The sequence below is a fragment of the Chryseobacterium sp. DT-167 genome, assembly GCF_058310155.1.
Window position 1 is genome coordinate 117,161 of the sequence record NZ_JBZEEQ010000005.1, and the last position, 19,340, is coordinate 136,500.

Here is a 19,340-nt window from a genome sequence, read left to right on the forward strand (position 1 = left end):
CCACGAAAGAATTTATCTATCACCCCTTTTATTGATTCTAAATAGCTAAAATTTCCGTAAATTTGTAGACAATTTATATTTTATGTTGACTAAAGAAAAGGTTCAGGATTTCCTTAAAGAAATAGAAGTAGATGACTTGGTGACAAATTTTCAGGTAATGGGCAGCGATGTATATATCGATATGACCGCTCATTCACCGGCAATGCACGAAAAGAAGAAACTTGAGGCGGCAATGAAGCAGGCTTTTGCAAGTGAATTTGGAGAAGATATTAATTTAAAACTAAAAATAGTTTCTCCGGAGCCAAGTGAAGTTCAGCTTAGTCAGATCAAAGGAAAACAAATCCCCGGAATTCAAAATATTATCGCCATCGCATCCGGAAAAGGTGGTGTTGGTAAGTCTACGGTTGCTGCCAATCTTGCAGTAACTTTAGCAAAAATGGGTTTTAAAGTTGGAATTTTAGATGCCGACATTTACGGACCGTCTGTTCCAACGATGTTTGATACAGAAGGACAGAAGCCAATTTCTGTTGACGTCGACGGAAAAAGCTTAATGAAACCAATCGAAAATTATGGTGTGAAAATGCTTTCCATAGGATATTTCTCAGGAGCAAACCAAGCGGTAGTCTGGAGAGGACCAATGGCTTCAAAAGCTTTGAACCAAATGATCAGGGATGCAGCTTGGGGAGAATTGGATTTCTTGTTGATTGATCTTCCTCCGGGAACGGGCGATATTCATTTATCGATCATTCAGGAAGTTCCGGTAACGGGCGCGGTGATCGTAAGTACACCTCAACACGTTGCTTTAGCGGATGTTAGAAAGGGGATTGCGATGTTCCAGATGGAAAGTATCAACATTCCGGTTTTGGGATTGATAGAAAATATGGCATATTTTACACCGGAAGAATTACCTGACAATAAATATTATATCTTTGGAAATCAGGGAGCACAATATTTAGCTGAAGACTTGAATATTCCTATTCTTGGTGAAATTCCGTTGATCCAGAGCATCAGAGAAGCGGGAGATGTGGGAAGACCTGCAGCGCTTCAGGAGAATTCAAAGATTGCAGAAATTTATACAGATACTGCAAGAAAAATGGTAGAGAGCTTAGTAGAAAGAAATAAATTTCTTCCGCCTACAGAAGCCGTGAAAATCACGACAATGGCAGGTTGCTCACCAAAAAAATAATAATGATTTCAAAATTAATTTTTGAAAAACCAAATTCAAATATGGAGACAAATATAGCACACGAACAAACCGTAACCAAAGTAATGGAAGCTCTTGAAAGTATTCGTCCGTTTCTGAACAAAGACGGTGGAGATATTGAGTTGATTGATGTGAAAGAAGACACTGTTTATGTAAAACTTTTGGGAAACTGCTCCGGCTGTTCGCTGAACTTTTCAACCCTGAAACTGGGCGTTGAAAATACTATCAAACAACACGCTCCTGAGATCTTAAAAGTAGTGAACGTAGAATAAAAAATACCCTAATATATTTTTTGAAGACAGACCTGTGAAGGTCTGTCTTTTTTTATTCCAGATTAATTATGATTTTGAACTCTTCAAATATTTCTAAAATTTCATTGAATTTTGTTTTAAAAAACTTTTTACTTTTCTGATGATTTTTCCATGTCAGTTCTTGAACTGATTCTACTCCAAAATCACCTCTCATACAATCTTTAAGAGCAGGAATGTTTCTTCCAAAATAACCTGCAATTCCATTAATTTCTTCACCGAGAGAACAAAAGAATTCAGTGAGATTATGAAAATCATTTCCGTCGATTTCGATTTTTAATTTTTTTTGTGAAGACTCCGAATTTACATTGTTTAAAGCAAAAACCAGCCAACCTTGCAGTTCGTCTTTTCTGAATTGTCTCCATACATCTTTTTGGTTTATTTTATTTTTGCTAAACATTTCGTAGGCTTTCAAAAAGCCTTTCGGTTTATGCCATACAAAACCACTAAGAGTAACATTCTTTTTCTTGGCTTTAATTATCTTAACATTACTGACGAATATAGAAGTAATGACCTTTTGATTTTCATTTAAGTAATGAATTAATCCATTGTTATCATAGGTTAGAGTAGCATTGTCTATTGAGGATTTTAGATGGGTAACATCTTCTACATTTGTAAGGCGCAATTTTCGGTAAGCTATACTTGATTTATTACTTTCCAAATTTTTCACATCCTCTATAATTGTAATAAGTTCAGGTGGATGTTGACCTGAATCTAATGAAAATCCGAACATTGAAATTTAATTTTAGTGAAAGTAATGAAAATTTATTGTAAAACCTTGTCAAGGTTAATATGCATTATGAATAATAACCTTGACAAGGTTAACTTTCCAAAGAAGGATGAAAATTGTTTCAACAAAAAAAGCCCCGGGAAAAAAACCGGAGCCACATTAAAATCAAATATATAAAAGTTACTTTACAATGACTCTTTTTACTTCACCTTCTGAAGTTTTAATTAAATAAACTCCGGTGTTTAGTTTTGAAGTATCTATCGTTAAAGCATTTTTCTCTTTTCCAAGAAGTTTTCCACTCATATCAAATAATTCGTAACCTTGTGCTCGGTTGAAATACAATGTATTTCCTTTGTTCACAGGATTCGGGAAGATATTGAATGTTGCTTTTTCAGTTTTTACTTCTCCTGTAGATAAAGTTGGTGAAGGAGCTACTTCGTACATTGATAAAGTTCCGCTGATTTCGTTGGCAACAATTACATACCCTTTTCCTGTAGTTGTGTTTGCAGGTGAGATGTACGTGATTCCTTCCGGACCGTTATCCCCTCCAAATGCAGATGTAGATCTTGAATGTTTGTAATCAACAAATGTTACGTTACCCGGATCTGTAACATTGTAAACCATCACACCTCCCGTTCTTTCTAATGTAATGAAAGCGAAAGTTTGGGTTCCGATTGTTCCTAAAGTCACTCCTTCCGGTTCAGGACCTTTTGCACGGCTTCTGTTTTTAGCGCCGTTTGCTTCGTTATCAGCATTGAAGATCAATGGATGATTGGCTGCGATGTATCTTTCGAACTGATCGCCGCTGTCATAAACGATTTGTTTTGTGTCTGCATTGAAAATTGAGAACGAACGAGCTCCCAAAGCATGAATTTCTTCGTATTCTGCATCGCCATCTGTATTTCCGTTCACACTCGTTACTCTGAATCTTCCTAAATTATTTGAAGATTTTAAAACTGAAGCATTTGGGAAAACTGTAGAATCTAAACCGTAAGTTGCTGCACCTACAGTAGTTCTTTCACTGAATCCTCCTAAATCTTTTTCGTCTCCTTCGTTTGCGGTAATAATATAGTTTGTACTTCCTATTTTATAAGAAGCCATTGCATCAGGATTATAATAAGCTTTTACTGGCCAGTTGGCGATTAATATTTCTCCATTATTGTCAGAAGCATCAAAACCATTTCCTGGAAGACTCATGTCTTTTTTACCCAATCCCCAAATGCCTGTGATTGCTTTTGTAGCTAAATTTACCTCAATCACGGCATTGTTTTCCTGACAAGAAACCCATGCTTTCTGGTTGTCTGCGCTTATTGCAATGTATTCCGGTTCAAGATCCTGAGCCAAAGTGCTTGTAGATTTTACTTTTCTTACTCCTGAAGCAGCCAATGTTGCTTCCTGGCCGTTAAACTGTGTAAATCCAAGTGTAGTTACATTCGTTTGTGTTAGTGCCTGAATTCCCGCAACCGTTAAAGAAGGAATGTCAATAATACTGATCGAACCTTCAGGATCTGAAGTATATGCATCATTAGGTTCACCTTCATTGGCGGTCATTACTTTTGTTCCGTCCGGTGAAAAAGTAATCATATCCGGTAAAACTCCTACAGAAACCTGCTTCAGGAAAGTCCCGTTAATATCGAAGAAAACAACAGATCCATTGCTTTGTGCATTGGTTCCGTTTGGAGAAGCTACTGCAATAATTCCGTTTTTCACGGCAATACTTGTGATTCCACCATATGGAAGCATGTTTACTGTGCTGATCACAGAAGGTGCGAGTGGATTGGCGAAATTGATGATGTCAAAAACATCTGTCAATGAGCTGATTGTAAATAATCTCTGGGAAACAGGATCGTGAACAACTATTTCGGTCGAGCTGTTGTTGGTTCCTGAAGGATCAAAACTTCCGATGTAATTTAACTGAACCTGATTTGAGGCAACCGGAGCTGCTTTATCATTATCAACAATATAAACCGTAGATGAAGCGTCACCGGAAATGGTTGTCCCAACAGGATTTTCAAGGCTTAAAACAAAATATTCAGCCATCTGCTCTTCCAAAGTATCATCGATGATTGGAATATTTACTGTAACACTTGTAGTAGTTGGAGTAATATTGATGGTTTGATTTGCTAAAGTAAAATCACTGCTGTTTGCTGTACTGAAAGGTGCAGATTTTACAGCCAGATTCACTGTCGCATTTGAAGGATTGTTAACATTGATCTTGAAAGCCAACGTTCCTGCATTTTCGTTAACCTTTACCAGTGTTTTATCTAAAGAAATTGATGTTCCTGCTGTAGTGAAGGTTGTAGAGGTGGCTGTAGTTACCGCGTTATCGCTTGTGTCTTCCACCATATTTGGTTTTAGAGCTAAATAATATGCCTGATTCGGAATCAAACCTCCTGTAGGAATCACCGTAATCTGATTATTGGCAAAAGTTGTAGTGAAAGGGACAACAGCTCCCGTAGCATTGCTTAACCTTAATTCGATTAAATTTTGGGCATTGGCGGTGGTAATTGCTGAGTTGTCAAGCAGTCTTACATTTTCATTGAATGTAACGGTAGGATTTGTTGTTGTAGAAGCATTGGTTACATTATTTGCAGGTAAATAGGTTACAGTAGGTGGAGTAGTGTCAACTCCTCCTGTTGCCGTTGCATCTACCGTGAAATTATCGAAACGGTTGTTTCCAACAGCTCCACCTGCACCTGCAGCGAATTCTACTTTTAGTTTAAAGTTAGGGTTGTTGGAAACTCCAGTGATTGTTGAAAAATCAAACGTAATCAATTGAGGATTGGCATCCTGAGAAGTAACAGTCTGATAAGGTACAAAAGTGGTTCCGTCTAAAGAGTAAGACCAATTTTGATTTCCCGCTCCCGAACCTGATCTTCTTGTGGTGAATTTTATAACTACATTGTTATATCCGGTGGTTGGTAAATTAAACTGTACATTCCCGTTGATCGGATAATTGTATCTCAAATGTGTACCTGAAGGATCTCCGTTTCTTGCGTTTAAATTTTCAATATTAAAGTTTTGTGAGGTTCCACCTGCAAAATCGATGAATGTATCTGTATTTCCCGTTCCTGTGGAAACTGCAGCGATAGATCCGTTTAAAAGCGTTGAGGTTGGGGTCGTAATGGCTGCAACCGATGCGTTGTTGTTAAAATTCCAGTAATGAATCAAAGTCTGTCCGGAAACTGTGCCATGAAACAATGCAGCAATGGGTAATAAACTTCTGAAAAGGTATTTGTTCTTCATTTTTACAATATTTAGATTGTGCAAAAATGAAGAATTATATGGGTGAGGGTTTTAATTAAATCTTAACAAATAATTAAATATTCGTATCAAATCTGTAACTAATTTGCCAGATTTTTAATATCCTCAATTTCGAGGATAGATTCTGGATAACCTCGTTTTACTGAATTGATCATCGCTTCACCGACCTGATGTAGCGATAATGTTTTGGAAGGCAAAATCATCGGGAAAAACCAGACGAAAGGTTTGAAAAGCGTTTTTACGTTCTTTTGACCTTCAACCGGTTTCATAAACCCCGGACGAAAATTGTAGACTGCTTTAAAACCGAGTTTCTGCAAATCATTTTCGGTTTTTCCTTTTACTCTTGCCCACATAAATTTTCCGTTTTCGGAGCTGTCTGTGTAAACTCCTGACACAAAATTGAAAGTGCTTTCAGGGTTTTGATTTAAAACTGCTTTAGCAAAATGTAGCGTTGTGTCATAAGTAATTTTGGTGTAATCTTCTTCGCTCATTCCCATGCTGCTGATTCCCGCACAGAAAAAACAGGCATCGTAACCTTTTAAATTTTCATCGTTAAGGTTTATTTTTAAAAAATCGGGGACGAGATATTCTTTCAGTTTTGCGTGTTTTTTTCCGGATGGTTTTCTGCTGACACTTAGAATTTCAGAAATATTGGGGTTTTCAAGACATTCCATTAAAACTCCTTCACCTACCATTCCTGTTGCTCCTGTTAGAATTACTTTCATTTAAAGTTTATTTTAGTTATTTTAAATGACGTTTGTTTTTTGGGATTTACTTTAAAAATGATTAAAAAATAAGCATGAATATTGAACTATTCTGATTGTATTTTACAAAAGCATTGTTGAGATTCCTACGGAATGACAAACTTTATGGTTATTTGATCCGAAAAGTGTTCGCTACAAAATTCTAAAAGAATTTTGTAGCGAACTGACGATAGTTTGAAATTATCTTATCCAGATTTAAGGACTGTAAGACATCTTGCGAATTGAAACCGATCATTTTTAGCCCTGATTGAAACGGCATCCTTTTTTGCAGTTCCCTGAGCGTAGCCGAAGGGAACTGCAAAAAAGATATAGTGGAAAGCAGGAATCAGCTCCTAAAGTATAAATCTAAATTAGTTATTTCTCCCCGGAAACTCTCTCATAAATATTGTGAATCAAACCATCTGCAACCGAGATCTTAGGAACATATATTTTATTGATTTCAGCCCAGTGCATCACGAAGTTGTAAATTTTCAAAGCATGCACCAAAACATCGGCTCTGTCTTCCCTGAAGCCATATTTTGTCATTCTTTCTTCAACGGTTAGATCGTTAAATTCTTTGTAAGCTTTTTTCAAATAAGCGATTGACATCGGTTTGCCATCTTTGGTTTTGCTCATAGAAAACACTTTGTTGATGTTTCCGCCGGAACCGATGGCAACGATCTGCTTTTTGCTGTTGATGTTGGCTTTTATTTCATCCTTCATTTCTCTCCAATTGTCTTCTGTTACGAGATTATTGAGAAGTCGGATGGTTCCGATATTGAAAGATTTTTCGTAAATCATCGTATCGTTTTCGTAGAACGTCAATTCCGTAGAACCACCACCTACATCTACATAAAGATAAGCGAAATCTTTGTCGAGACCTTCTGCAACGTGATTTTCATAGACCAGCGTTGCTTCTTCGTCACCGGAAATGATTTCGATATTGATTTCTGAAGTGTTTTTTACTTTTTCAATGATGTCTTTTCCGTTAGAAGCATCACGCATTGCACTTGTTGCACAGGCTCTGTAATGTTCAACTTTGTACACTTTCATCAGATCGCTGAAAATCTTCATTGAATCTAATACCATTTTTTCTCTTTCTTCACCAATTTTTCCGAGAGTAAAAACATCCATCCCCAATCGCAGGGGTATTCGTAAAAGATTTAATTTAATAAATTCAGGCTTTCCGTTTTGGATTTTTACCTCATTGATTAAAAGTCGGGCTGCATTACTTCCTATGTCTATCGCTGCAATGATCATTCTTTGATTTGTATTTTATTGAATTTCAATAATTTAATTTAAAGTAAATTGTTTTTAAAAAATCGAATGTACAAAAATATTTTGTTTGTGACGATTTAATTAGGTTAAAACGTTTACAGAAGCTCTTTTCCTGTTGTTTTTGCTTTCAGATAATTATAGGTTTCTATCTGTGACCTGCATTCTTTTTGATTATTGCTGATGTACTCGTTGCTCAGTTTCTTATCCAGAATCCTTGCTTTCACATTGTCTCTCAACTGAATATCAAGAATGTCTCTCAATTCTTTTTTCAGATTTTTATCGGTGATTTTTGCAGCAGCTTCTATTCTGTAATCCAGATTTCTGTTCATCCAGTCGGCAGAAGAAATATACATATCTTCTGCACCTTTGTTGTAGAAATACATTACCCGTGCATGCTCCAGATATTCATCAACAATACTGATCGCCTTTATTTTTTGCTTAAAACTTTTCTGGTTAATGGCGCAGTAAATACCTCTCACAATCACTCTGATCACAACACCGGCTTCTGCGGCTTCGTACATTTTCAGAATAAGACCACGGTCACTGACTGAGTTGGCTTTGATGATCATCTCAGCCTTGCGTCCGGCTTTTGCCTCTTCAATTTCTTTATCGATATGCTGTACAATTTTTTCACGCATAAACTGAGGACAGACCAACAGATGCTTGCAGGTTTTTAAAACTGACAAATAATCTTCCTTTGGTTTCTTGAGTACAGTAAAAACTTTATTGATATCTGCCATGACACCTCTGTCGGAAGTCATGATGAGATGGTCTCCATAGATTCTTGCTGTTTTTTCGTTAAAGTTTCCTGTGCTGATAAATCCGTACTGAAGTGTTTTATTATGAACTCTTTTTTTGATGACACACAATTTAGCATGCACTTTTTTGTCTGGAAGTCCGATCAGGACTGTGATACCTTCCGGCTCCAGCATTTCTTTCCACATCAGGTTTGATTCTTCGTCAAATCTTGCCTGAAGTTCGAGCATTACCGTGACATCTTTTCCGTTTCTTGCAGCGTAAATTAATGCATTAATGATTTTTGAGCTGCTTGCCAAACGATAAGCCGTTATCTGTATAGACTTCACATCAGGATCCATCGCGGCTTCACGCAAAAGATCAATCACAGGAGTGTATGTGTGATACGGGAAGCTCAATAAAACGTCTTGTTTCAAAATAACATCCGTCACTCTTTCACCATGTTCAAAGGCAGGGTGGGTAAATGAAGTTCTCTCAACAGGTTTCTTGTAATATTCAAATACATCAGGGAAATCCATAAAATGTTTGAAATTGTGGATTTTTCCACCCGGAATGATGCTGTCTTTTTTGCTCAAATTTAATTTTCGGATCAGTAACTCAAGCAGAGCTTTATCCATATCTTTATCAAAAACAAAACGGGTAGGTTTACCTTTTCGTCTGTTTTTAAGACCTTTTTCTATTTTTTCTGCGAAATTGGTTTTGATGTCATTATCGATATCCATTTCTGCATCTTTAGTTACTTTAAATGCATTGGCAGAAAACTCGTCATATCCGAAATAAGAGAAAATATGCGGAAGATTGAAGGTAATAACATCTTCCAAAAGCATGACATTTTTTTCTTCTAAATCTTCCGTAGGCAATAAGACAAATCTTCCCACAAAACGGGAAGGAATTTCAATAATCGCATAGTTACTATGATATTGCCAGTCTTTTTTTCTCATTGCTACCCCCAAATACAAACTTTTGTCTCTGTAATAAGGCATGGGTGTGTTTTCGTGAAGAAGGATTGGAATTACGTTTGATTCTACCACTTCATCAAAATATTGTCTTACAAATTCCTTTTGTCTTACAGTAAGATTTTTTGCAGTTTTAATGACAACTTTCTGCTCAGCCATTTCCACCTGAATTTTTCTCCAGGTTTTGTCAAAATCTGCCTGTTGGGTGATGACGATTTCGTTGATTCTCTGAAGGATTTTTGAAGGAGGCTGATAAAATGATTCTGCAATCACTTTTTCTTTAAAATCCATTGCACGCTTCAATCCTGCAACACGTACTCTGAAAAATTCGTCTAAATTATTTGAGAAAATCCCGAGAAATCTTATTCTGAGATGCAAAGGAACTTTTTCGTCCATCGCTTCCTGTAAAACTCTTTCATTAAACGCTAACCAGGTAATATCTCTGGGATTAAAATGTACTGACATACGTATTCATAAAATTTATCAAAAATAATAATAAAACGGTTCTCTTAATTGATTTCAAAGTTAATTCTTAATTAAATTTTTAGTTGAAAAATAGGGTGTCAGATAAAAGCAGATCTTATTCATATAATCTAATATGACAGGTTGTTTAAATTTAGTAAAATAAATAAGATTATCATTAAGATATGAATGATGTGTACTGGTCTTAAAATTTATTTAAATAATGAAAGCTGTCAATTTGTCATAAAAAATCTAATGGTACAGATATTGAGAAAGTGAGAGTGTAATTAAAACTTAAAAATTAGAAAAATATAAATATTATGAGTAAAATAATCGGAATTGACTTAGGAACAACCAACTCTTGCGTAGCAGTAATGGAAGGAAAAGATCCCGTAGTTATCCCTAACTCGGAAGGTAAAAGAACGACTCCTTCTATCGTAGCATTTACAGAAGATGGTGAAAGAAAGGTTGGAGATCCTGCAAAAAGACAGGCTGTAACCAATCCTACGAAAACAGTATATTCTATCAAAAGATTTATCGGAACACATTTTAAAGATGATTCTGCCGAGATCTCAAGAGTACCTTATAAAGTTGTAAGCGGACCAAACGATACTGTAAAAGTAAAAATCGACGACAGAGAATATACTCCACAGGAGATTTCTGCTATGACGCTTCAGAAAATGAAGAAAACTGCTGAAGATTATCTTGGGCAAGAAGTAACAAGAGCGGTAATTACTGTTCCTGCTTACTTTAATGATGCTCAAAGACAGGCTACAAAAGAAGCTGGAGAAATTGCAGGTCTTACAGTAGAAAGAATCATTAACGAGCCTACAGCAGCTGCTTTGGCTTATGGTTTAGATAAATCTCATAAAGATCAGAAAATTGCAGTTTATGACCTTGGGGGTGGTACTTTTGACGTTTCTATCCTTGATTTAGGTGACGGCGTTTTCGAAGTATTGTCTACAAACGGTGATACACACTTAGGTGGTGATGATTTTGATGATGTAATTATCAATTGGATGGCAGACGAATTTAAAGCTGAAGAAGGTGTTGACTTAAAATCTGATGCGATTGCATTACAAAGATTGAAAGAAGCAGCTGAAAAAGCAAAAATCGAATTGTCTTCTTCTCCTCAAACAGAAATCAACCTTCCTTATATTACAGCTACAGCTACAGGTCCTAAACATATGGTGAAGACTTTAACGAAAGCTAAATTCGAGCAATTATCTGCAGACTTGGTAAGACGTTCTATGGAGCCTTGTAAAAAAGCGCTTTCTGATGCAGGTCTTTCTATCTCGGATATCGACGAAGTGATCTTGGTAGGTGGTTCTACAAGAATCCCGATCATTCAGGAGGAAGTTGAAAAATTCTTTGGTAAAAAGCCATCGAAAGGTGTTAACCCGGATGAGGTTGTAGCAATTGGTGCAGCTATTCAAGGTGGAGTTTTGACTGGAGACGTAAAAGATGTACTTTTATTAGACGTTACGCCGCTTTCTTTAGGTATTGAAACAATGGGTTCTGTTTTCACTAAATTGATTGAAGCGAATACTACAATCCCAACTAAAAAATCTGAGGTGTTCTCCACAGCTTCTGATAATCAGCCGGCTGTAAGCATCAGAGTAGGACAGGGTGAGAGACCTATGTTTAACGATAATAAAGAAATCGGTAGATTCGACTTAACAGATATTCCACCAGCACAAAGAGGAGTTCCTCAAATCGAAGTGACTTTCGATATCGATGCAAACGGAATCTTGAGCGTTTCTGCAAAAGATAAGGGAACCGGTAAAGAGCAGTCAATCAAAATTCAGGCATCTTCTGGTCTTTCTGATGAAGAAATCGAAAGAATGAAAAAAGAAGCTCAGGAAAACTCTGCAGCTGATGCGAAGAGAAAAGAAGAGGTTGAGGTTTTCAACAAAGCTGACGGATTGATCTTCCAGACTGAGAAACAGTTAAAAGAATTTGGTGATAAACTGTCTGCTGATAAAAAAGCAGCCATCGAATCGGCTCACGCAGAATTGAAAACTGCTTACGAAGCGAAAAATGGTGATGATGTAAAAATCAAAACCGAAGCTCTTGACGCAGCTTGGATGGCAGCTTCAGAAGAAATGTATGCAGCAGGACAACAAGGTCAAAATGCAGATGCAGGAGCACAGAACCAAGGAAATGCAGGCGGTGCAGAAGATGTACAGGATGCAGACTTTGAAGAAGTCAAATAATTAGCAATTATCATCGACTAATATCGATCGAAATAAATTAGCAAATCGCTGTAAATGTAATGTTTATAGCGATTTTTTTGTTTTTGTATTTTTTCTTAATAGTTGATTTTAATCGATTTTTGTTGTAATTTTGTATCTCATTTGTACCGCGTGTTATTTGGATTTAATGTGCGTCTTATGCGTCTTATTTTATTTTAGAAGCCAAAAAACAGAGAATGTTCAGGATGTTATTTCAGAATGGGATTTAGTAAACTAAAAATACCAAGGGTATGCGAGCAGTGTTCAAAACCCTTTGAAGCAAAGACAGTTACTACTCGTTTTTGTACTGTTTCCTGCGCTAATAAATCGGGAAAAGAGCGCAAAAAGCAGGAAAAAGAACGAGTGGAAAAAGAAACACTATTGAAAAAGTATGTGAATAAAATTGCAGAAGTTCAATCTCGTGAATTTTTATCCGTTGCTGAAGCAACTGTAATGTTTGGAATATCGAGAGATACCATTCACAGATTGATAAAACGGGGAATAATAAAGGGAGTTAATTTTGGAGTAAGATTAACTCGTGTTAAGCGATCAGATTTAGAAGATTTATTTTCAGCAGTTGAAATGCCATATAAGACGAAGGAAATTCCTGAGAAACCCAATTTTGAAGTTGGTAATTGTTATACAATTTCCGAAATTAGTTCAAAATTCCACGCTGATCCAGGAACTGTGACAAACCTAATTAAAAGAAACAAAATTCCTACAAAGAAAGTTGGAAGTTTCGTGTATGTTCCTAAAAATTTAATTGATAAAATTTTTGACGGAAAATGAAAGAGTTATTAAAAACCAAAGTTACCGTACGATTGCGAAAATCCGAATTCAGAAAAGAATGGTTTATTTATTTGGAAAGTTATCCTGTGATGATTCCTGGTAAAGATAAAGTTCAAAGAATCCGAGAATATTTAAACCGAAGCGTCACAACCGTAGACTTTGATAAGAAAAGACCTGCAAGAACAACCCAAGAATCCGTTTCATTTAAACCTAAAAGAGATGACAATGGTATTATCGTTTGCAAAAGCGAAAATGATCGGGAAACAATGTTCTATGCAGATTCTATGCGTAAATTACGTCAGAGAGAGTATGACAATATTGAACTTTATAGCGAACTCGACAAAATTCAAATAGAACAAAAAGAAAAATCGCAGGAGAATTTTGTTAAATATTTTGATTTGCTGGTTAATAAACGACATAAAAACAATTCCGAATCTATTCAAATAAATTGGTATCGTTCGATAGAATTTCTAAAAGATTTTGGAGGTGAAAAAATTATGTTTTCGCAGATCAACACAAAATTCTGTGAACACTTTAAATCATATTTGTTGACTGCAAAAAGTGGTAGTAACAAGGAAGAGATTATTTCTCAAAATACGGCTTCAACTTATTTTTCTGTATTCAAAGCTGCATTAAAACAAGCTTTTATTGATGGATATTTTACGACTGACATTTCTGCTAAAATAAAAGCGATTCCGCACGAGGAATCAAGACGAGAATATTTAACACTTGATGAACTTAATACTTTAGTTGAAACTCCCTGTGAACCTGAAGTTCTTAAACGAGCAGCACTTTTTTCAGCGTTAACAGGTCTACGCCATTCCGATATTCAGAAACTGACGTGGAACGAAATAAGTATTGAAAACGATCAGGCAAAAATAAATTTTACTCAAAAAAAGACAAAAGGTGTAGAATATATGCCGATGTCTAAACAAGCATTACAACTTTGTGGTGAAGTAGGTCTTCCAAATGATTTGATTTTTAAAAATCTGACTAATCCGGCTTGGATTTCCCGACCACTCAAGAAGTGGATTGAAAGTGCTGGAATTACTAAAAAAATAACTTTTCATAATTTTAGACACACTTTTGCAACGCTTCAACTTTCGAGTGGAACCGATATTTACACAGTGAGTAAAATGCTTGGTCATACGAACGTAAAAACTACGCAGGTTTACGCAAAGGTTGTTGATGAAAAGAAAAATAAAGCTTCGACCGCTATTCAACTAAAAAACTTATAAAATGCACTTGAAATTTTTCGAATATCTTGTCATCTACCTTTCCGTTCTATTAGTATGTGTAGTAGGGGGAGCGTTAGCAAGAATTTCTTTTCTTGGAAAAGGTGGTGACGAATATACCGCAAATATTGTATTTTGGTCAATCACAGCATTAAGTATATTATTTTATGCGCTTATAATTTTATTTCTCGATGGGATAATTGTTTTATTCAGAAAGATTTTCCCTAAAAAAGGCAGTTCTGAAAATTCTACTGAAGATTTTATTCCATCTGAAAATCTTGATAATATAGGGGAGAAGCAAAAACAAATAATTGATGAAAATACACCAATCTATTTAGTCGAAAATTCGGAGGAAAACTTTGTGAATCAAACTACAGAATCCGTAAATCTAGAATTTATACGAAAAACTCAACTCCAGCAAAAGCAACAGAATGAAAGTGTAAAACTACAAATTGCTCTGGATTATGCTAGGAATCAATTTGCATTATATGTAACAGATGAAGATCTGGATGCACTTTGTAACGCCGTAAGTTTATATTCAAAAAAAGAAGGGATTCCTAACTATATTTCTGTCCACACAAAAGGATTAACTAATCTAGACCTTTATCATTTCGGTTGGAATATTTGGAATTATTTTAGACCGATAAAACAGGAAGAAATTTCAAAATTATTAAAAACTCTATTTGTTTCGCTTGACGATATTGATTTAGATAGTATTAAGTCACATTTGAAAGATGAACCTCAAAAAGGTAATATCAAAATTCAAGAAGACTTGACAGACTACCAAAAAACATAAAAAATCACAAAATGAAGTGTATGTTTAGTGATTCCTCTGTGATTGCGTGTTTATAGCGATCACAGAGGAATCACTTTTTTTCTTTGCACCATAACAATTAAAAACAATAGTTATGGATAGCAATGACATTTCATTTGAAAACCTGCCAAGAGCAGTTGCGCATCTGGTTAGCGAAATAGCTGAAATTAAATTTTTGGTAGAAAAGAAAGATCCTCCGATAATTCCCGTAAAAAGAATTCCGATTGATATTGTAGAAGCTTGCCAAATTATAGGTAAGGCTAAACCTACTGTTTATACTCTTGTGCGGAAAAGATTGATTCCTTGTTATAAAAATGGCAAGAAACTGTATTTTTTTGAGGATGAATTATTGGATTGGATTTCTAAAGGAAAGAAGAAAACCTTACAAGAGATTCAATCTGAAGCAGAAGCTAGTTTCAGAAAAAATTCAAGAACGGCAAATGTAGATTCTAACCAAAATCTACAAAGATGAGCCAAAAAATTCCCTACATCCGAGTTGGAACAACTTATTATAAAGTTATAGAAAAGCCATTAATTTCGGGCGATAAGACTTCTGTTTTGGTTCGATGGAATCGTGAAACAATTGTGAGCGATCACGGAAAAACGTATGTTTCAACTGTGCCAAAATTTGACGGTTTTTGTTGTATTCCGGAGCATCTAGAATACAAGCAAATTGTTCAAGGTTTCTATAATATTTACAATGAAATTCCCTTTGCTCCTTCATCAGAAAAGGAAAATTTAAAAAATAACATTCCATTTTCTTTGAATTTTATAGAACATATTTTCGGAGAACAACTTGAAATGGGTTTGGATTATCTGAAAATTCTTCTGCAATTTCCAACACAAATTCTACCTATTTTATGTTTGGTGTCCAAAGAACGAGCTACCGGAAAATCAACATTTATCAAATGGCTGAGGGAGATTTTCGGATTGAATATGACTTACATAAAAGGCGATTCATTCGGCAGTCAATTCAATTCCGATTGGGCAGCAATGTTGTTGGTAGCAATCGATGAAGTTTTTTTCGACAAAAAAGAAATCACTGAAAGATTGAAATATCTATCGACAACTAATAAAGATAAACTCGAAGCCAAAGGCAAAGACAGAGAAGAAATCGATTTTTTCGCCAAGTTTATTCTGTGTTCCAATAATGAAGAGAATTTTATTCAAATCGATGAAAACGAAATCCGATTTTGGATTCTGAAAATCAATCCTATCAAAACTGAAAACACTGAATTTTTGAATAACCTCATTTCCGAAATACCCTATTTCCTTCGGTATTTAATTGAAAGACCATTTTCAACAGAAAAGAAAACAAGAATGTGGTTTTCTGCCGATGAGATCAGAACAAAAGCACTTCAGAAATTAGTTTTTAAAAACAACAACAAACTCGAATCTAAGATTATAGAATTGCTTTATGAGTTTTTGAAAGCAACGATGATGAAGAAATTAATGTCGTTCCGCAAGACTTGCTGAATATGATGAATAGAATGTTTCGCCCAACTTACTGGACGAGAAATGATATCCGAATTCTCTTAAAAGAAACTTGGAAATTGAATCCACAAAATAATGGTTTGACTTACATCAGATACGACCTTGATTTTGCAGGGATTTTCTATCAAAACAATTCAGTTGGTCGCTATTTCACCATAAAAAAAGATTTTATTCTCAATAAACGTGTTGAAATGTTGAATTGATTGATAATGAATAGAAAATCAGACACTTTAAACTCAACAAAATCCTCAACAAACTTTTAAACTTCACTTTTTGTTGAATGTTTGTTGAGGGTAAAACCACTAGTTTGTTGAATTGTTGAACTTTTGTTGAGGGTAAAACCACTAGTTTGTTGAATTGTTGAACTTTTGTTGAGTAATTAAATATTATTAAATCAATAAGTTACAAGGTTTTCTCAACAATTCAACAAAAAATATCTCACTCAAAACACGAAAAATTTACATCTATGAATTGCAAACAATTTAATACAATCCCGTTGGAAGAAGTCCTCCTTTCTCTCGGACACCTTCCCACGAAACAAAATGAAAAAGAAGCTTGGTATCTCAACCCCTTTGCCAGCGAATCCCAACCATCTTTTAAATTGGATAAAAGAATTAATGTCTGGTATCTTCATTCCGAGGGTGTCGGCGGGAACAATACCGACTTTATGAAGAAATATTTAAATACCTCAGTCAATGAAGTTCTGGACTGGGCGCAAAAACAAAATTTTTCTTCCTTTCATCATCAACAACATGTTAAAAAATTGGAACCAAATTATACAATTGATGAAATAGTGGATCTCCGGAATCCAAACCTGAAAAGGTATTTGCAGGGACGTGGATTAAGTCCTAAAGTCTATGATTATATAAGAGAGGTACGATTTACCATCGGAAACAAGAAACTCTACGCCATTGGTTTTGAGAATTTATCTGGCGGTTTTGAATTGCGTAATGCTTTTTACAAAGGTTCATTATTGAAAAAGGATATTTCAATAATCGATCTCAAAAACGATGGACAGAACACACCAAAAGTGCAAGATGAACATATTAAAGGTGTAGCCGTTTTTGAAGGCTTTATGGATGCCTTGTCTTTTATTGAAATGAAGAAATCTTTTAAAGGAGATATTCTTGTAATGAACTCCATTGCTCTTTTAAATAAATCTATAGAACATCTCAAAAACTATCCTAATATCAATCTTTTTCTGGATAACGATACTGCCGGGATAAAATGTAAATCTCAGATCTTAAAATCTTTTCCAAAAGCAAAAGATCACTCCGGAATTTATTCCAACCATAAAGATCTCAACGAATTTTTGATACACAGGATAAAAAATAATGTAGCTAATAAGTCAAAGAAAAGAACCGAACAACTTAAAGATTCGGACAAACTAAAAGTGAGAAACCAGGAGCTTGAGATCAAAAACACAAATAGTTTTAAAAGGAAACGCTGATTATGCGCATTGTATGTTTTTACCAACTACTCGCAGAAGTTAGGAGCGCATTCGCAACTTTGAAGGTCGTGCCTTCCAACAAAGTTTCAAATACGCTCTGCGAGGCTTTTAACCTAGGTAAAATAATATAAGGTTAGCTTCTTGAACCTGTGTAAAAAACACCAGGACTATTTTTATCGAAGGTGTGTAAAATAAACACAGGTAAAAATTAATGCTGCGTGATATAACTACAGCACTCTTCAGCAAAAATTTAAATGCACAAACAATAAAAGTGTAAAACTTTAAAGATGTAAAAGGAATGAAGACCTCCATTAATTTCAAAGCAGTTAAATCCGATTCTGAAACCCATAATTTCAGGAAGAAAACTTTTGATTACATCCGTAAAGATCTGACGCCAAAGAATGAATATTGGATGGAACAGAAAATAGCTGATAGGATCCAACAGATCGAAGCCTATTGCAAAGAAAAATCCGGAAGGAAATTACAGAAGAATGCAATGCCTGTTCGGGAAGCGGTTGTGGTGATCAAAGAAGATACAACGATGCTGGAACTTCAGAACTTAGCCAAGAGACTGGAAGAAGAATTGAGCATCCGTGTTTTTCAGATCACCATTCACAAAGATGAAGGACATACTGATAAAGACACGAAAGAATGGAAATCCAATTACCACGCTCATCTGGTAGCTGACTGGCAGGATCTGAAAACTGGAAAAACACTTAAACACCAATCTTTCCACTATTCAAAAATGCAGGATCTGACAGCTGAATGCCTGAATATGGAAAGAGGGATTTCCGGTTCCAGAGGAAGATTGGAAGCGATTGAGTTTAAGATTCAGCAGAAAGAAGAAGATCTAAAAGCTTTGGAAGAAAGATATGATTTGATGAAATCTGAAATGGGTTCGAAGAAATCGGAGGAGCTGGTTGTCAAGGAAAATGATTTTTTAGGTTTTAAAAAAATTAAGACTGACAAGACCATTGAGAATTATGAAAAAGCATTTAGAACTTACAAAAGCACAATTCTAAAGAATAAAACGGAGTTGGAATCTAAGTCAAAACAAATTACTGAGCTCAATACAAAGCTGGATGATTTAAAAAAACAAGTACATTTATTCAAAAACAAAAGCGATATTCTATTGTCCAACCCGACAGTTTTTGCTTCTGAAAAGAAAAAATATTTGGATTCTGTTATTAATATTCTTGAGAGGGAAATCAAATTTTCAAAATTTAGAAATCCACACCTGGATAGAACAGATAAGCAAAAGTTGATATCAGAAATGGAAATAATAGCACAGAAAATTTCACAGGAAAATACGGTTCCATTTTCAGCCTTCAGTGAGATTTTTAAAGATACTGAGATGGTTAATCAGCTTTTCTCTCTGTTACAATTCGGTAATGACAAAACGAATTATGAGACTGAGGATATTCCAATTCAAAATAAAAGAAAGAGACTCTAATAACCGCAACGTATTGCAGAGTAATTTCTTTAATTGATAGCAATCAAGAAAGCAAGGAAGCAGGGACCCAGAGAAGCAACTAATCAAGCAAGCAATCTTGCTAGATTGAGTGATAACACCTTTTATGTTGTAGGATTTCCCAATTGGCAACCCTTGCTATTTTGTTTATG

The 19,340-nt window shown here is 35.3% G+C and carries 14 protein-coding genes and 1 pseudogene; 10 read left to right on the forward strand and 5 right to left on the reverse strand.

The window, feature by feature from the left end:
• Window positions 1-82: 82 nt before the first annotated feature.
• Window positions 83-1,186, forward strand: a complete 1,104-nt coding sequence (locus AC4FQ5_RS08680; protein WP_491142495.1) for an Mrp/NBP35 family ATP-binding protein — start codon at window positions 83-85, stop codon at window positions 1,184-1,186.
• Window positions 1,187-1,227: 41 nt separating this feature from the next.
• Window positions 1,228-1,476 carry a NifU family protein gene (locus AC4FQ5_RS08685; protein WP_491142734.1) on the forward strand — a complete coding sequence of 83 codons (249 nt, stop codon included), beginning with the start codon at window positions 1,228-1,230 and terminating at the stop codon, window positions 1,474-1,476.
• 52 nt (window positions 1,477-1,528) lie between these two features.
• Here AC4FQ5_RS08685 and AC4FQ5_RS08690 read toward each other — a convergent pair whose 3' ends face one another.
• From AC4FQ5_RS08690 to ppk1, 5 genes are all read right to left on the reverse strand, one after another.
• Window positions 1,529-2,245 carry a barstar family protein gene (locus AC4FQ5_RS08690; protein WP_491142497.1) on the reverse strand — a complete coding sequence of 239 codons (717 nt, stop codon included), beginning with the start codon at window positions 2,243-2,245 and terminating at the stop codon, window positions 1,529-1,531.
• Between the two features lie 177 nt (window positions 2,246-2,422).
• A complete protein-coding gene (locus tag AC4FQ5_RS08695; protein ID WP_491142499.1) occupies window positions 2,423-5,488 on the reverse strand; it encodes a choice-of-anchor I family protein in 3,066 nt (1,021 codons plus the stop codon).
• Window positions 5,489-5,586: 98 nt separating this feature from the next.
• Window positions 5,587-6,231 (reverse strand): NAD-dependent epimerase/dehydratase family protein, encoded by a 645-nt coding sequence (locus AC4FQ5_RS08700; RefSeq protein WP_491142501.1) that lies wholly within the window; start codon window positions 6,229-6,231, stop codon window positions 5,587-5,589.
• Between the two features lie 393 nt (window positions 6,232-6,624).
• Window positions 6,625-7,509 carry a Ppx/GppA phosphatase family protein gene (locus tag AC4FQ5_RS08705; RefSeq protein ID WP_491142503.1) on the reverse strand — a complete coding sequence of 295 codons (885 nt, stop codon included), beginning with the start codon at window positions 7,507-7,509 and terminating at the stop codon, window positions 6,625-6,627.
• A 113-nt stretch (window positions 7,510-7,622) separates the two neighbouring features.
• Window positions 7,623-9,704, reverse strand: coding sequence for a polyphosphate kinase 1 (ppk1, locus tag AC4FQ5_RS08710; protein WP_491142504.1), 2,082 nt, complete (start codon window positions 9,702-9,704; stop codon window positions 7,623-7,625).
• Between the two features lie 317 nt (window positions 9,705-10,021).
• Here ppk1 and dnaK point away from each other — a divergent pair, with 317 nt between their 5' ends.
• The 8 genes and pseudogenes from dnaK (at window position 10,022) to AC4FQ5_RS08750 (ending at window position 19,170) form a co-directional block, all read left to right on the forward strand.
• Window positions 10,022-11,917 carry a molecular chaperone DnaK gene (dnaK, locus tag AC4FQ5_RS08715; protein ID WP_491142506.1) on the forward strand — a complete coding sequence of 632 codons (1,896 nt, stop codon included), beginning with the start codon at window positions 10,022-10,024 and terminating at the stop codon, window positions 11,915-11,917.
• A 237-nt stretch (window positions 11,918-12,154) separates the two neighbouring features.
• Complete coding sequence (locus AC4FQ5_RS08720; protein ID WP_491142508.1) at window positions 12,155-12,724, forward strand: helix-turn-helix domain-containing protein; 570 nt, start codon at window positions 12,155-12,157, stop codon at window positions 12,722-12,724.
• Complete coding sequence (locus tag AC4FQ5_RS08725; protein WP_491142510.1) at window positions 12,721-13,962, forward strand: tyrosine-type recombinase/integrase; 1,242 nt, start codon at window positions 12,721-12,723, stop codon at window positions 13,960-13,962. Before AC4FQ5_RS08720 ends, AC4FQ5_RS08725 begins: the two co-directional genes overlap by 4 nt.
• 1 nt (window position 13,963) lies before the next feature.
• Entirely contained in the window at window positions 13,964-14,755 is a 792-nt protein-coding gene (locus tag AC4FQ5_RS08730) for a DUF2214 family protein (RefSeq protein WP_491142512.1), read from the forward strand.
• 112 nt (window positions 14,756-14,867) lie between these two features.
• A complete protein-coding gene (locus AC4FQ5_RS08735; protein ID WP_491142513.1) occupies window positions 14,868-15,245 on the forward strand; it encodes a helix-turn-helix domain-containing protein in 378 nt (125 codons plus the stop codon).
• A pseudogene (locus AC4FQ5_RS08740) lies at window positions 15,242-16,470 on the forward strand (primase-helicase family protein). The gene AC4FQ5_RS08735 and the pseudogene AC4FQ5_RS08740 overlap by 4 nt, the downstream one beginning before the upstream one ends.
• 263 nt (window positions 16,471-16,733) lie before the next feature.
• The gene (locus tag AC4FQ5_RS08745; RefSeq protein WP_491142514.1) at window positions 16,734-17,717 is read left to right on the forward strand and encodes a DUF8464 domain-containing protein; all 984 of its coding nucleotides are present in this window, start codon (window positions 16,734-16,736) and stop codon (window positions 17,715-17,717) included.
• Between the two features lie 298 nt (window positions 17,718-18,015).
• Window positions 18,016-19,170, forward strand: a complete 1,155-nt coding sequence (locus tag AC4FQ5_RS08750) for a hypothetical protein (protein WP_491142515.1) — start codon at window positions 18,016-18,018, stop codon at window positions 19,168-19,170.
• Window positions 19,171-19,340: the final 170 nt, after the last annotated feature.